Genomic DNA, 13,548 nt, shown 5'->3' on the forward strand with positions numbered 1-13,548 from the left:
TCGGCCGGGAATGCGGGAGCACTACATGCCGAGTATGGCGGAAACGATTGAACGGTTGCGCAGCGGTTTGCCTGCGAGCAGCGCCGCGCCGAGCCGCTTGACGCCGCTCACCGGCTTCGGGGCGAACCCCGGTGCGCTGCTCGGCTATTGCCATGTCCCGCAGCAGCTCGCGCCCTCGGCGCCGTTGGTGGTGGTGCTGCATGGCTGCACGCAGAATGCCGCGGCCTATGACCATGGATCGGGCTGGTCCGATCTCGCCGACCGCCACGGCTTTGCGGTGCTGTTCCCCGAACAGCAGCGTTCGAACAACGCCAACACCTGCTTCAACTGGTTCGAACCGCAGGACATTCGCCGCGACGCGGGCGAAGCGCTGTCGATCCGCCAGATGGTCGCGGCGATGTGCGACGCCCACGCGATCGATCCGCGCCGCGTCTATGTCACCGGGCTGTCGGCGGGCGGCGCGATGGCCAATGTCATGCTCGCAACCTATCCCGACGTCTTCGCCGGCGGCGCGATCATCGCCGGGCTGCCCTTCGGCACCGCGATCGGGGTGCCGCAAGCGCTCGAGCGGATGCGCGGGCAGGGCGGCGCGACCGGCAGCGACCTTGGCGCGCTGGTGCGCGCGGCATCGCCGCATCGCGGCCCTTGGCCGACGATATCGGTGTGGCACGGCGCGAGCGACCGCACCGTGGTCCCCGCCAACGCCGCCGCGATCCTCGACCAATGGCGCGACGTCCACCAACTGGGCGCGGCGCCTGCGCGCAGCGGCGTGGTCGACGGCCACCGCCATCGCGTATGGACCGACCGGAGCGGGCGCGCGGTGATCGAGGAATATCACATCAAGGGCTTCGGCCACGGCACCCCGCTCGCGACCACGGGCGACGACGCGTGCGGCGCGGTGGGGCCGCACATGCTCGAAGCGGGTATTTCGTCGAGCGTCCACATCGCGCGGTATTGGGGATTGCTCCGCGAGGGGATCGACAGCACCGCCCCCCGTGCTGCCGCGGCGCCGCGCGCCACGGCCCACGTTCACGCAGCCGCACCGCGTGCCGCGGCTTCGGTCGCCAATTCGGTCAACGACGTCATCGAAAAAGCGCTGCGCTCGGCGGGGCTGATGCGCTGAAGCCGGCGCCCCGCTGAGCTTCAGCTGGTGACGGCGGCGCCGCCCGGGCCGAGCGTCCGCGCTTCATAGACCATCGCGTCGGTGCCGATGGTCTCGACGCGCACGCGGATCTGTGCGGCGTCGCCGACCAGCTCGGCGGGCAGCGCGTAATCGGCGGTGACGAAGCGCTTCTGCGCCGGCCCGGGACGGCGCTCGACCGCGATCTGCCGGCCGTTCACCGACACCGCGAAATGCTTGTCGACCTCTTCGCCCCAATAGAGCAGCTGCAGCGTCACCGGCCCCGGCCGCACCGCCATCGTGAATTCCATCCAATTGCCCGCGCCCCAGGGAAGCTGGCGCGCGCTCTTTCCGGCGAAGGAGAACAGGTCGGAATGGTTGGCGGTGAAGGCGTGGTCGCGCTCGGGCTGCATTTCGCCGAAGAACATCTGGTCGATGGTGCGCGCGGCGAGCGCTGCTTCGGCCGCGCGTGCCTTGCGCCACGCGGCTTCCTCGGTCGCCCAGCGCTCAGGCGTGAAGCGCGGGAAATACACCGCGGTGCGCCGGTCATATTGCGCGAAGAAGGGGACGAGCGCGAGCTTGGACGGCTGCGCGCTCGCCAGCGTGAAACGGTGCTGCGCAGGATCGGCGGGCACGACGCCCTCGAGCGCGCCGGCGCCGACGATCGCGGGGGGCAGGCCGTCGAACGGCGCGTCGGCGGGGCCCAGATCGGCGGCGAGCACCAGCGGGCCATGGGTGAAGGCAACCATGTCGGCATTGTCGGGCATCGGTTCGGCGGCGAGCCGCATCGGCAGGTCGAGCGTCACCACGTCGCCCTCTCGCCAGCGCCGTGCGATCCGCGCCTCGCCGCCGCTTACGGGCTCCGCCTTGCCGTTCACCGCCAGTGCGGGCGCGTCGCACCAGCCGGGGAGCCGCAGCGCCAGCGTCGCGGCCCCGCGCGGCGCGGCTTCGATCGTGCACGTCACGCGCTGTGAGAAGGGGAATGCGGTGTCCATCGTCACCCGCCAGCCGCGCCAATCGACCTTGCTGGGAATGAACAGGTTCGCCACCAGCGCCTTGCCATCGTCCCACCAGATCGAATCGCCGTGCTTGGCATGGCTTTCGAGCCCCGAGCCGACGCAGCACCAGAAGCTGTCCTCGGGCGTCGAATAGGTCCGCCGCGCGCCGCTGCTCAGCGGCATGAAATAGACGAAGCGCCCATGATCGGGATGCTGGTGCGCCAGGATGTGGTTGAGGTGGGTGCGCTCATAATAGTCGAACAGCGCCGGATCGCCCGACCAGCTATACAGATGCCGCGTCAGCTTGAGCATGTTGTAGCTGTTGCACGCCTCGCAGGTGCGTTCGGTGATCGCCGACGAAAGCTGGCGCGGCAGCCCGAAATGCTCGCGATCCGAATTGCCGCCGATGACATAGCTGTGATCGCGCGTGACGGTCTGGTGAAAGAAGCGCGCGGTCGCCGCGGCTTTGGGGTCGCCGTTGAGTTCGTGGATCCGCGCCAGCCCGATCACCTTGGGGATCTGGGTGTTGGCGTGCAGCCCGGCCAGGTTGTTGCGCCCCGCCGCCAGCGGATCGAGCACCTTGGTATCGCGGATGCGGATCGCCAGCGCCAGCCAGCGCGGGTTCCCCGTCAGCGCATGGGTTTCGGCATAGCTGTCGTTCAGCCCGCCATATTCGGCGGCGAGCAGCCGTTGCAGCGTCGCATCGTCGAGCGTGTCGAGGATGTCGGCGAGATAGCCCGCCATTCCCAGCATCACCGGGCGCGCGGCGGCGATGCCGGCGTGGCGCTCGGCATCGATCAACCCGGCATGCACCTTGTGCCAGGTGTAGAGCGGCACCCAGCCGCCATTGACGTCGAACCCGCTGGTGCGCACTTCGCCGCGGCGGATTTCCTCGAAGACGATCTTGCCGTCGACCTCCTTGCCGTCGCGCTCGACGGTGGTGCCGCCGATATAGCCGTCGCCATGCGCCGCCTGGATCGTCGCGAGTTCGCCCACCGTCTTGGCCAGCCGGCGGCGCAGCTCGGCATCGCCGGTGCTCGCCACCATCAGGCTCGCCGCGCTCAGCCAATGGCCGAGCGTATGCCCGGCGATCCCGCGCGCTTCCCAGCCGCCGTAGATCTCGCCCTGCGGCGGCAGGCCCGCGCTCAGGTGGAAATTGTGGAGCAGCCGTTCGGGCGAGAGCGCGAGCAGCGTCTTGCGGTTGGTCTCCTGCGCGGTGGCAAAGGCCGAGGGCAGCAGCCGCACCGCGGACAGCGGTACCGAACGCCGCGCGGCGGCGGCGCGATCGGCGCCGAGCGCCGCCAGCGGCCGCGCAAATACCAGCGCGCTCGCCGAGCCGAGCAGGGTACGCCGCGTGATCATCGTGCGGGGGCCGCGATCGGATTCCAGGACGGCAAGCGCTCTCTCCATGTTGTCGCCCGGCACGCGGGGCGGTTTGCGAACCCTCTGGCGGGGTCCTGACCAACTATTGGCCTTCTTATACTCAGACATGAGTGATCGCCTATAGCGTTTCGCGCCGCGGCCGTTCGCGGGCACGCGCGCCGGTCCATTGCGCAAGCGCGCGCCTTGCGATGGCCGTGGCGCAGGCGGGTTCGCATGAAGGCGTGTTGCTGGCGGTCGTGTCCGAGCGGGAGGCTGAGAGCGATGCGCCCGAGGTGGTTTTGGCCAGTCGAACCGCAGCCATAAACGCCGACTGGACTGTTGGCACCAATACCAGTCTGGCCGTTCCGCCCAGGTCGAATGACGGGCTTTGCTGCCACCGCATGAAGCCGTTGGGCGGGGGTTTTATCGTTGATGCCGCGGCGGCTGCGGATGTGATGCCCGACCAAAAGCTGATGGTTCTCACGTTCATCGGCGATCTCGCCGAGGAACTCGACGCGATGCGGAAAGAGGTGCTCACCGAGCATCCCGGCCTGGCGCTGGCTGGCCTGTACAATCTGCGCAAAAAGCTGGTGAAGGGGGGAGGCGTTCGACCTTGCCGAGCAGGACCAGCGCCACCGCAGCCGGGTGGATATTCTCCACGACCTCCACGCCCGGATCGACGATGCGGTGGCCGATGCCTATGGCTGGGCGCGAAACCTTTCCGACGAAGCGATCGTCGCGCGGCTGGTGGCGCTGAATGCGCAGCGCCATGCGAGGAGAAACAGGGCATCGTCCGCTGGCTGCGCTCCGACTATCAGATCGCCAAGGCGGGCATCCCCCAGGTCGCCACGCGCAAGGGCGCGCCCGAGCAGATCAGGGGCGCAAGGTGGAAAAGCGGATCGCCGCGACGCTCGATGCGCTCGTCCGGCTTGGCCATGTCGCGCAGAGCGACGCCGGCTACCACCTGCGCAAGGTCGCCTGACGCGCCACCGCCAGGTTGTCGCAAAGCCGGGTCCGGCGATTTCGGTTAGTGGTGCACCCGACTGGATTCGAACCAGTGGCCTCTGCCTTCGGAGGGCAGCGCTCTATCCAGCTGAGCTACGGGTGCCGGACCGCCCGGTTAGCAAAGCCGCGCGCGATGCGCCAGTGGGTTTCACGCCGGCGCCACGGCCACGCGCTTCGCTTTGGGGGCGGGGGTCTTGGGGCGGTAGCGGCACAGGTCGGCGACCGGGCAGCGCCAGCATTCGGGGGTCCGCGCCTTGCAGACATAGCGGCCGTGCAGGATCAGCCAGTGATGCGCGTGCAGCCGGAAGGGCTGCGGCGTCGCCTTGTCGAGCCGTAGTTCGACCGCGAGCACGGTCTTGCCCGGCGCCAGCCCGGTGCGGTTGCCGACGCGGAAGATATGCGTGTCGACCGCGAAGGTCTCGTGCCCGAACGCGGTGTTGAGCACGACGTTGGCGGTCTTGCGTCCGACGCCCGGCAGGCGTTCGAGCGCGGCGCGATCTTCGGGGACCTCGCCGCCATGCTCGGCGATCAGCGCCTCGCTCAGCGCGATCACGTGCTTGGCCTTGGTGTTGAACAGCCCGATCGTGCGGATGTGCTGCTTGAGCCCGTCGATCCCCAGCGCGACCATCTGTTGCGGCGTGTCGACCTCGGCGAACAGCGCGCGCGTCGCCTTGTTCACGCCCACATCGGTCGCCTGCGCCGACAGCGCGACCGCGACCAGCAGCGTATAGGCGTTGGTGAAGGCGAGCTCGGTCTCGGGGTGCGGATTGGCCTCGGCCAATCGCGCATAGAATTCGACGATATCGGCTTTCTTCAACGGCGACCTCGCGGGCTGCGTTTCACAGCCCGAGCACCTGGTCCATCGCGTAGCGCCCCGGCGGCTGCGCGGCGAGCCACAACGCCGCCTGCACCGCGCCGCGCGCAAAGATCGCGCGGTCCTCGGCGCGATGCGCCAGCTCGATCCGTTCGCCTTCGCCTGCGAAGACGACCATGTGATCGCCGACGACGGTGCCGCCGCGCAGGCTCGAAAAGCCGATCGTCCCACGCGCGCGCGCGCCGACCAGCCCCGCGCGGCCGACGACGCTCGTTTCGGACAGCAGCATCTGCCGCCCTTCGGCCGCCGCTTCGCCCAGCATCAGCGCGGTGCCCGACGGCGCATCGACCTTGTCGCGGTGGTGCATCTCGGCGACCTCGATATCCCAGTCGAGCCCGAGCCTGGCCGCGGCATCGCGCACCAGCGCCGAGAGCAACGCGACGCCGAGCGAGGTGTTGCCCGTCTGGAGCACCGCGATGTCGGCGGCGGCGGCGTCGATCAGATCGTGGTGGCGCTGGTTGAGCCCGGTGGTGCCGACGACGATCGGCGTCCCCGCCGCGCGCGCCGCCGCCAGATGCGCCTCGAGCGCGGCGGGCGAGGAGAAATCGACCAGCACGTCGCTGGCCTGAGCGAGCGGCGCGGGGTCTTCGCCGACATCGATCCCGCCGGCATGCTCGGCATTATACGCCGGCATCGCCGCGACGATCGACTGGCCCATCCGGCCCAGGCTTCCATAGATACCGATTGCCGTCACGCGCACCCTCGTTCTTCTTGCCGGTCCGCCGCCTTTGGGGGCCGGCGCCGTAGCGTCCTGCGGTGTCATGCCAGAATCGGTGCGCGCGCAACAGGTCTTACAAATGTGCCGCAAGCCGCTAGGGAAGCGCGATGCGCGAACTGCATTCGATCGTCGTGCTGACCGGCGCGGGCGTATCCGCCGAAAGCGGCATCGCCACCTTCCGCGGCCCCGGCGGGCTGTGGGAAGGCCACCGTGTCGAGGATGTCTGCACCCCCGAAGCGCTGGCGCGCGATCCGGCGCTGGTGCATCGATTCTATGATCTGCGCCGCGCGGCGCTGGCGGGCGTCGCGCCCAATCCGGCGCACCACGCGCTGGCGCGGCTCGACGCGCAATGGCCGGGTGAGTTGCTGATCGTGACGCAGAATGTCGATGACCTGCACGAGCGCGCCGGGGCGACGCGGCTGCTGCACATGCATGGCGAGCTGCGATCGGCTTTGTGCGCCGCGTGCGGCGCGCGGCGCGAATGGGCCGCGCCCTTGCCGCCGGGCAGCGTCTGCGCCGCGTGCGGGCAGCCGGCGCTGCGCCCCGACATCGTGTTTTTCGGCGAGATGCCCTACCAGATGGAGCGGATCGAGGCGGCGCTGGCCGATTGCGACCTGTTCGTGTCGGTCGGCACCTCGGGCGCGGTGTATCCGGCAGCGGGCTTCGTCCAGACCGCGCGCTATCATGGGGCGGATACGCTCGAGATGAACCTCGATCCCTCAATGGGGAGCGTGTTCTTCGCCGAAAGCCGGATGGGCGCGGCCGGGGTGCTGGTGCCCGAGTGGGTGGATGCGGTGTTGGGCGGGCGCTAGTCCACCCAGTCGAGCCCCATGTCGTTGTTGAGCGTCCGGTCGTCGTCCCAGCCGGGCTTGACCTTCACGTGCAGGTACAGATGCACCGGCACCCCCATCACCCGCGACAGCTCGGCGCGTGCGCGAGCGCCGATTTCCTTGATCCGCGATCCGCCCTTGCCCAGCACGATCGCGCGCTGGGTGTCGCGTTCGACCAGGATCTGCTGGTGGAGTTCGACCGATCCGTCGGGCCGCTCGATATATTGCTCGGTCTCGACCGCGCTGGCGTAGGGCAGTTCGGCGTGGAGCTGGAGGAAGATCTGCTCGCGCGTGACCTCGGCGGCGAGCATCCGTTCGCTGGCGTCGCTCACCTGGTCGGCGGGGAAGTGCCACGGCCCCTGCGGCATTCGGCGGGTCAGCGCGGTTTTGAGTTCGGCGATCCCGTCGCCGGTGGTTGCCGAAACGAAGAAGGTCTCGTCGAAGGGCAGCAGCGCGTTCAGCCGCTCGGCATGCGTCAACAGGCGCGGCTTGTCGGCGAGGTCGACCTTGTTGAGGATCAGCAGCTTGGGCTCCTTGCGCGACGCCAGCCGCTCGGCGATCACCGTCACCTTTTCGGGCAGCCCCGATTTGGCATCGACGACGAACGCGATCGCGTCGGCCCCTTCGGCACCTTCCCATGCTGCGGTCACCATCGCGCGATCGAAGCGGCGCTTGGGGTCGAAGATGCCGGGGGTATCGACCAGCAGCAACTGCGTCTCGCCCTCGATCGCAATCCCCATCAGTCGGACGCGGGTGGTCTGCGCCTTGGGACTGACGATCGCGACCTTCTGGCCGACCAGCGCGTTGACCAGGGTGGACTTGCCGGCATTGGGCGCGCCGACGACGGCGACTAGGCCGCAATGGGGGGAGGGGGATTGGGTCATCGGGTTTGCTCTTCTGGATCGGTAAGGGGTGTGATTGCCGCTGGTGGTTCGCTTTGAGCGGTTGGACGCGCTTCGACAAGCTCAGCGCGACCGGTAATGGAAGATGGCTCGCCCGATATACTCGCCGTTCGCCCTGAGCTTGTCGAAGGGCGCCCCGCATCCTGCCAATTTCGCGACAATAATTGCAGCAAGGTCCAGTCGCCCGAAATCAGCGCTAGTTTCTTGGGTTTGCCCCAGCCCTTGATCCGGCGTTCTGCCTCGAGCGCTTCGAGCCGGCTGGGAAACCCCTCGCTCCAAACCAACGTGACGGGTCGGCGATGTCTGGTGTGCCCTGCGATCTGGCCCGTACGATGCTGCCCGATGCGGCGTTCGAGGTCGTCGGTGTGGCCGGTGTAGAAGCTGCCGTCGTTGCAGCGGAGAATGTACGTCCAGAACGTCATGCCTCGCTCCCGCTGTGGGCCGCCCTTCGACAGGCTCAGGGCGAACGGGGATAGGGTAAAGCTCCCTCCACGAGCCGTTCGCCCTGAGCTTGTCGAAGGGCGGCCCGAACCTTCCTCCAACGCGGCGCTCTCGCCTACCCCCCAAGCTTCGCCAGCAACCCTTCCGCCGCCGCAGTCTCGGCCTCCTGCTTCGAACTCCCCTCGGCCTCGGCTTCGGCCAGCTTCCCCACCGTTACCCGCACGCGGAACCGCGGCGCGTGGTGCGGCCCCGAGCGTTCGACGATCGCATATTCGGGCGGACGGCGGTTATTGGCGGCGGCCCACTCCTGCAGCGCCGATTTGGGATGGCGCGGCGCCTTGGCCTGCGCGTCGATCCGCCCGCCCCAGGCACGGCGGACGAAGGCCCGCGCGCCCTCGATCCCGGTGTCGAGATACAGCGCACCGATCAGCGCCTCCATCACATCGCCCAGTACATTGTCGCTGTTCGCCGCGCCGTCGTCGCGCGCCTGCTTGCCGAGCTTGAGATGTGGCACCACGCCCGCCTCGCGCGCGACTTCGGCGCAGATCGGGCCGGTCACCAGCGCGTTGAGCCGGCGCGACAATTTGCCCTCGGGCTCGTCGCCAAAGCGCTCGAACAGCCATTCGGCCATGCACAGCCCGAGCACCCGGTCGCCGAGGAATTCGAGCCGCTCGTAATTCTGCGCCGCCTGGCTGCCATGCGTCAGCGCGCGAGCATAGGGCGCGATGTCGGCGGGGGCGTGGCCGAGCGTCCGCGCGACCCAGTCGGCCAGCGTGTCGCCGCTCAAAAAGCTTCCCCGATCCGCTCCCACCGCGTCGCGCCGGGCCAGGTCCAGGGCATTAGCCAGCCCGCATTGCCGTCGGTCGACCAGAAGGTGACGACGGCCTTGCCGACCAGATTCTCCATCGGCACGAAGCTGATCGAATCGGCGAAGCGGCTGTCGCGCGAATCGTCGCGATTATCGCCCATCATGAAGACATGCCCCGCAGGCACGGTATAGACTTCGGTGTCGTCGGCGGGACTGAAGCCGAGGTCGAGGACGTTATAGCTGACGCCGTTGGGCAAGGTTTCGCGATATTGCGGATAGCGGCACACCGGGCTGCCATCAGCCAGCGCGTCGCGGAAATAATCCTCGCACGTCGAATTGGGCGTCGCCGGCAGCACGAAATCGGCGACCCGCGCCTTGGGGATCGCGGTGCCGTTGAGGAACAACTGCCCGTCGCGCATCTGCACCCGGTCGCCCGGGAGGCCGATGACGCGCTTGATCCAGTCCTCCTGGTTCTGCGGCGGCGCCTTGAACACCGCGACGTCGCCGCGCGCCGGGGTCGAGGCAAGGATGCGCCCCGGGATCAGCGGCACGCTCCACGGCAGCGAATGGCGCGAATAGCCGTAGTTCCATTTGGTCACGAACAGATAGTCGCCGATCAGCGTGCGCGGCAGCATCGACCCCGAAGGGATAACGAAGGGCGCGAACAGGAAGCTGCGGATGACGAACACGAACAGCGCGAGCTTCACGAGGAAGATCAGCGTTTCCTGCCATTCGGGGCGGGTGGGTTTCGCAGCGGGGCGGGGGGACTTGGCCATGCCTCGCGATGTGCTTTGGTGTGTGAGGCAGGTCAAGCGGTAAGGGGTCCCGCTTTGGCGTCACCCCGGACCTGTTCCGGGGTCCACCGCTCCCCAAGCGCCCGAACCGATCGCTGCACGGTGGGCCCCGGAACAAGTCCGGGGTGACGAGGTGCCCGCAAGGTGTTCCGCCCCACGGCACGATGCTCTACGACGCCGCCAACCGAATCCCCCGAGGAGACCGAAGATGGCAGCCACCGACTGGACCCCGATCGAATCCGCCCCGCGTGCGACGCTGACCGAGCTGTTCGCCGCCGATGCCAACCGGCTCGAGGCGCTCACCGTCGACCTTGCCGGCATCCATTTCGATTTCGCCAAGACGCACCTCACGCCCGAGCTGGTCGCCGCCTTCGCCACGCTTGCCGAGCAGGCGGGGCTCGCCGCCAAGCGCGATGCGCTGTTCGGCGGCGAGATCGTCAACGTCACCGAGGGGCGCGCGGTCGAGCATACCGCCGAGCGCGGCGAGGGATCGGCGGCGAGCGTCGATCGCGCGCGCCAGCAGCATGCCCGGATGCGCGCGCTGATCGACGCGATCGAGGGCGAAGCGTTCGGCCCGGTCCAGCACGTGCTGCACATCGGCATCGGCGGGTCGGCGCTCGGCCCCGACCTGCTCGTCGATGCGCTCGGCAATGACGGGGTGCGCTACGACGTCGCGATCGTCTCGAACGTCGATGGCGTCGCGCTCGAAACCGCGCTCGACCAGTTCGATCCGCATGCGACGATCATCGCGGTCGCCTCGAAGACCTTCACCACCACCGAAACGCTGCTCAACGCCGAAAGCGCGCTGGCGTGGATGGCAGAGGCGGGGGTCGATGATCCCTATGGCCGCGTGATCGCGCTCACCGCCGCGCCCGAAAAGGCGATGGAATGGGGAGTCGACGAAACCCGCATCCTGCCCTTCTCCGACAGCGTCGGCGGGCGCTATTCGCTGTGGTCGTCGATCGGTTTCCCCGCCGCGATGGCGCTGGGCTATGAGGCGTTCGAGGAACTGCTCGAGGGTGCCGCCGAAATGGACCGCCATTTCCGCTTCACCGATCCGGCCAGGAACGCGCCGGTCCTGGCCGCCTTCGCCGACCTTTATTACACCCAGGTCCGCGGCTGCGCGACGCGCGCGGTGTTCGCCTATGACGAGCGGCTGCGGCTGCTGCCCGATTATCTCCAGCAGCTCGAAATGGAATCGAACGGCAAGGCGGTGACCGCGCAAGGCGTGCCGCTCGATCGCCCGAGCGCGCCGATCACCTGGGGCGGCGTGGGCACCGATGCGCAGCATGCGGTGTTCCAGCTGCTCCATCAGGGCACGCATCTGGTGCCGGTCGAGTTCGTCGCGGTGACCGAGCCCGGCGACGGGCTGGCCGAAGCGCATCACCGCCAGCTGCTGCTCAATGCCTTCGCGCAGGGCGCGGCGCTGATGCAGGGGCGGGCCAATGAGGACGCGGCGCGTGCCTATCCGGGCGATCGCCCCTCGGCGACGTTGCTGCTCGAAACGCTCGACCCGCGCACGCTGGGCGCGCTGATCGCCTTCTACGAGCACCGCACGTTCGTGAATGCCGCGCTGCTCGATATCAATCCGTTCGACCAGTTCGGGGTCGAGCTCGGCAAGGAAATGGCCAAGGCGGCGGATGCCGGCGACATGGTGTTCGACGCCTCGACCACTGCGCTGATCGAGCGCGCGCTTGGTTGAGCCCTTCTCGCTCGGTCACCCCGGCACAAGGCCGGGGTGACGGCTCGGCAGTGGTCGGCGCATTTGTACCCGCCACCGCTGCCCCCTATCTCGCGACCACATTACCCGGAGACGCATTTTGCCCGATTACGACTACGACCTCTTCGTCATCGGCGCTGGCTCCGGCGGCACCCGCGCGTCGCGCGTCGCCGCCGCCTATGGCGCGCGCGTTGCGGTGGCAGAGGAATATCGGGTCGGCGGCACCTGCGTCATCCGCGGCTGCGTGCCCAAGAAACTGCTCGTCTATGGCGCGCACTTCGCCGAGGACCTGAAGGACGCCAAGCAGTTCGGCTGGGACGTCCCCGACAATTGCGCGTTCGACTGGTCGCGGTTGCGCGACAATGTCTTCGCCGAGGTTGATCGGATCAACGGCGCCTATACCGCGACGCTCGCGAACCACGGCGTCGAGATCATCCACGAACGCGCGACGATCGCCGGGCCGCATGAGGTGAAGCTGGCGAGCGGCCGGATCGTGACTGCCGAGCGCATCCTGCTCGCGGTCGGCGCGCGCCCGCATGTGCCGAGCTGCCCCGGCCATGAACTCGGCATCACCTCGAACGAGGCTTTTCATCTCGACGCAGTGCCCAAGCGCGTCCTGATTGCCGGCGCAGGCTATATCGCCAACGAGTTCGCGGGCATCTTCAACGAGCTGGGCGCCAAGGTGACGCTGATCAACCGCAGCGAGGTGATCCTGCGCGGCTATGACGAATCGATCCGCGACCGCTTGCTCCAGATTTCGCTGATGAAGGGCCTCGAATTCCGCTTCAACGCCGAGTTTCGTGGGATCGAGAAGCAGGCTGACGGGTCGCTGCTGGTATCGATGACCAATCACGAGCCGATCGAGGTCGATTGCGTGATGTTCGCCACCGGCCGCGTGCCGAACACCGAGGAGCTGGGGCTCGAGGAAGCCGGGGTCGAGCTGCATAACGGCGCGGTGGTGGTTGACGACGAGAACCGCTCGACTTGCGACAGCATCTTCGCGGTCGGCGACGTGACGAACCGCGTCCAGCTCACCCCGGTCGCGATCCGCGAGGGGCAGGCGTTCGCCGACACCTTCTACGGCAACAAGCCCACCAAGGTCGATTATGGCTGTATCCCGAGCGCGGTGTTCAGCCACCCGCCGATGGCCGCGGTCGGCATGACCGAGAGCGAGGCCAAGACCAAGCTCGGCTCGGTGAAGGTATATCTGTCGGACTTCCGCGCGATGAAGAACGTGCTGGCGGGCCGCAACGAACGCGCGCTCTACAAGATGATCTGCGACGGCGACACCGGGCGGATCGTCGGGCTGCACATGATCGGTCCTGATTCGCCCGAGATCCTGCAGGCCGCCGCGATCGCGGTGAAGGCGGGGCTGACGAAGGACGATTTCGACGCGACGGTGGCGCTGCATCCGACGATGGCGGAAGAACTGGTGCTGATGAAATAGGGGCGGGCGTCGGGACATGCGGAAACCCACCCGCCCCCAGCCCCTTCCTTCCAGGGAGGGGAGGCTGTTGCGCCGGACGCTACCCTAACTCCCCTCCCTGGAAGGGAGGGGTTGGGGGTGGGTCGGCCCACGATCATCGACCGTCGCCGCCAAGATCGCCTCGACCACGCCATCGGCATTCTCGCGAACGTCGGAATTCCAGAACCGAAGCACGCGCCAACCCAGCGACGCCAGAAACGCCGTCCGTCTCTCGTCCTGCTCGGAATCGGCGTGCTGACCGCCATCGATCTCGACCGCCAGCTTCGTGCTTCGGCACGCGAAATCGAGGATGTACGGTCCGACCGGCAACTGCCGCGTGAAGCGCGGGCGATGCTCGCGCAGTCGTAGCCAGACCAAGCGTTCTTCGGGGGTCGATTCTCGCCGAAGTGCCCGGGCGCGTTGGGTTTTGGCGGGCGCGATTCGCGGCATCATATGAGGCTGGCGCTTCGCCTTGCTGAGAGCAACCCACCCCCAACCCCTCCCTTGTCAG

Annotated in this window: 13 protein-coding genes and 1 tRNA gene; 4 read left to right on the plus strand and 10 right to left on the minus strand. The window is 68.2% G+C overall.

Features of this window, described 5'->3' with window-relative positions; all coding sequences use genetic code 11:
- Positions 1 to 34 precede the first annotated feature (34 nt).
- A complete protein-coding gene (locus tag OKW76_RS13155) occupies positions 35 to 1,123 on the plus strand; it encodes an alpha/beta hydrolase family esterase (protein ID WP_265549311.1) in 1,089 nt (362 codons plus the stop codon).
- A gap of 20 nt (positions 1,124 to 1,143) precedes the next feature.
- Here the strand turns inward: OKW76_RS13155 and OKW76_RS13160 are convergent, their stop codons facing one another.
- From OKW76_RS13160 to dapB, 5 genes are all read right to left on the minus strand, one after another.
- Complete coding sequence (locus OKW76_RS13160) at positions 1,144 to 3,480, minus strand: glycoside hydrolase family 127 protein (RefSeq protein ID WP_265549312.1); 2,337 nt, start codon at positions 3,478 to 3,480, stop codon at positions 1,144 to 1,146.
- Between the two features lie 534 nt (positions 3,481 to 4,014).
- Complete coding sequence (locus OKW76_RS13165) at positions 4,015 to 4,251, minus strand: hypothetical protein (RefSeq protein ID WP_265549313.1); 237 nt, start codon at positions 4,249 to 4,251, stop codon at positions 4,015 to 4,017.
- 260 nt (positions 4,252 to 4,511) lie between these two features.
- Positions 4,512 to 4,588: transfer RNA gene (locus tag OKW76_RS13170), tRNA-Arg, on the minus strand.
- A 45-nt stretch (positions 4,589 to 4,633) separates the two neighbouring features.
- The gene (gene nth, locus OKW76_RS13175; RefSeq protein WP_265549314.1) at positions 4,634 to 5,302 is read right to left on the minus strand and encodes an endonuclease III; all 669 of its coding nucleotides are present in this window, start codon (positions 5,300 to 5,302) and stop codon (positions 4,634 to 4,636) included.
- A 22-nt stretch (positions 5,303 to 5,324) separates the two neighbouring features.
- Positions 5,325 to 6,053 carry a 4-hydroxy-tetrahydrodipicolinate reductase gene (dapB, locus tag OKW76_RS13180; RefSeq protein WP_265549315.1) on the minus strand — a complete coding sequence of 243 codons (729 nt, stop codon included), beginning with the start codon at positions 6,051 to 6,053 and terminating at the stop codon, positions 5,325 to 5,327.
- 131 nt (positions 6,054 to 6,184) lie between these two features.
- On the opposite strand from dapB, the gene OKW76_RS13185 reads away from it, so the two are divergent.
- Positions 6,185 to 6,889 (plus strand): NAD-dependent deacylase, encoded by a 705-nt coding sequence (locus OKW76_RS13185; protein WP_265549316.1) that lies wholly within the window; start codon positions 6,185 to 6,187, stop codon positions 6,887 to 6,889.
- Here OKW76_RS13185 and era read toward each other — a convergent pair.
- The 4 genes from era to lepB all read right to left on the minus strand — a co-directional run bounded on the left by era (position 6,886) and on the right by lepB (position 9,834).
- The gene (gene era, locus OKW76_RS13190; protein WP_265549317.1) at positions 6,886 to 7,791 is read right to left on the minus strand and encodes a GTPase Era; all 906 of its coding nucleotides are present in this window, start codon (positions 7,789 to 7,791) and stop codon (positions 6,886 to 6,888) included. The genes OKW76_RS13185 and era overlap by 4 nt on opposite strands.
- Entirely contained in the window at positions 7,788 to 8,231 is a 444-nt protein-coding gene (locus tag OKW76_RS13195) for a GIY-YIG nuclease family protein (protein WP_265549318.1), read from the minus strand. Before OKW76_RS13195 ends, era begins: the two co-directional genes overlap by 4 nt.
- Before the next feature lie 134 nt (positions 8,232 to 8,365).
- The gene (gene rnc, locus OKW76_RS13200; RefSeq protein ID WP_265549319.1) at positions 8,366 to 9,037 is read right to left on the minus strand and encodes a ribonuclease III; all 672 of its coding nucleotides are present in this window, start codon (positions 9,035 to 9,037) and stop codon (positions 8,366 to 8,368) included.
- Positions 9,034 to 9,834: a signal peptidase I gene (lepB, locus tag OKW76_RS13205; RefSeq protein ID WP_265549320.1), complete on the minus strand. Its 801-nt coding sequence runs from the start codon at positions 9,832 to 9,834 to the stop codon at positions 9,034 to 9,036. The genes rnc and lepB overlap by 4 nt, the downstream gene beginning before the upstream one ends.
- 226 nt (positions 9,835 to 10,060) lie before the next feature.
- On the opposite strand from lepB, the gene pgi reads away from it, so the two are divergent.
- Positions 10,061 to 11,554 carry a glucose-6-phosphate isomerase gene (gene pgi, locus OKW76_RS13210; RefSeq protein WP_265549321.1) on the plus strand — a complete coding sequence of 498 codons (1,494 nt, stop codon included), beginning with the start codon at positions 10,061 to 10,063 and terminating at the stop codon, positions 11,552 to 11,554.
- 118 nt (positions 11,555 to 11,672) lie between these two features.
- A complete protein-coding gene (gene gorA / locus OKW76_RS13215; RefSeq protein ID WP_265549322.1) occupies positions 11,673 to 13,019 on the plus strand; it encodes a glutathione-disulfide reductase in 1,347 nt (448 codons plus the stop codon).
- An 84-nt stretch (positions 13,020 to 13,103) separates the two neighbouring features.
- On the opposite strand, the gene OKW76_RS13220 is transcribed toward gorA, so the two are convergent.
- On the minus strand, positions 13,104 to 13,490 hold the full coding sequence (locus OKW76_RS13220; protein ID WP_322740094.1) for an endonuclease domain-containing protein: 387 nt from the start codon (positions 13,488 to 13,490) through the stop codon (positions 13,104 to 13,106).
- Positions 13,491 to 13,548: the final 58 nt, after the last annotated feature.

Origin of the sequence: Sphingomonas sp. S1-29 (genome assembly GCF_026167545.1) — a bacterium.
Classification (GTDB): domain Bacteria; phylum Pseudomonadota; class Alphaproteobacteria; order Sphingomonadales; family Sphingomonadaceae; genus Sphingomonas.

Excerpts from the sequence above, each read along its gene's own strand:
- OKW76_RS13155 (WP_265549311.1), top strand. The coding sequence starts at position 35 with ATGGCGGAAACGATTGAACGGTTGCGCAGCGGTTTGCCTGCGAGCAGC.
- OKW76_RS13160 (WP_265549312.1), bottom strand. The coding sequence starts at position 3,480 with ATGATCACGCGGCGTACCCTGCTCGGCTCGGCGAGCGCGCTGGTATTT.
- OKW76_RS13165 (WP_265549313.1), bottom strand. The coding sequence starts at position 4,251 with ATGGCGCTGCGCATTCAGCGCCACCAGCCGCGCGACGATCGCTTCGTC.
- OKW76_RS13185 (WP_265549316.1), top strand. The coding sequence starts at position 6,185 with ATGCGCGAACTGCATTCGATCGTCGTGCTGACCGGCGCGGGCGTATCC.
- era (WP_265549317.1), bottom strand. The coding sequence starts at position 7,791 with ATGACCCAATCCCCCTCCCCCCATTGCGGCCTAGTCGCCGTCGTCGGC.
- OKW76_RS13195 (WP_265549318.1), bottom strand. The coding sequence starts at position 8,231 with ATGACGTTCTGGACGTACATTCTCCGCTGCAACGACGGCAGCTTCTAC.
- lepB (WP_265549320.1), bottom strand. The coding sequence starts at position 9,834 with ATGGCCAAGTCCCCCCGCCCCGCTGCGAAACCCACCCGCCCCGAATGG.
- pgi (WP_265549321.1), top strand. The coding sequence starts at position 10,061 with ATGGCAGCCACCGACTGGACCCCGATCGAATCCGCCCCGCGTGCGACG.
- OKW76_RS13220 (WP_322740094.1), bottom strand. The coding sequence starts at position 13,490 with ATGATGCCGCGAATCGCGCCCGCCAAAACCCAACGCGCCCGGGCACTT.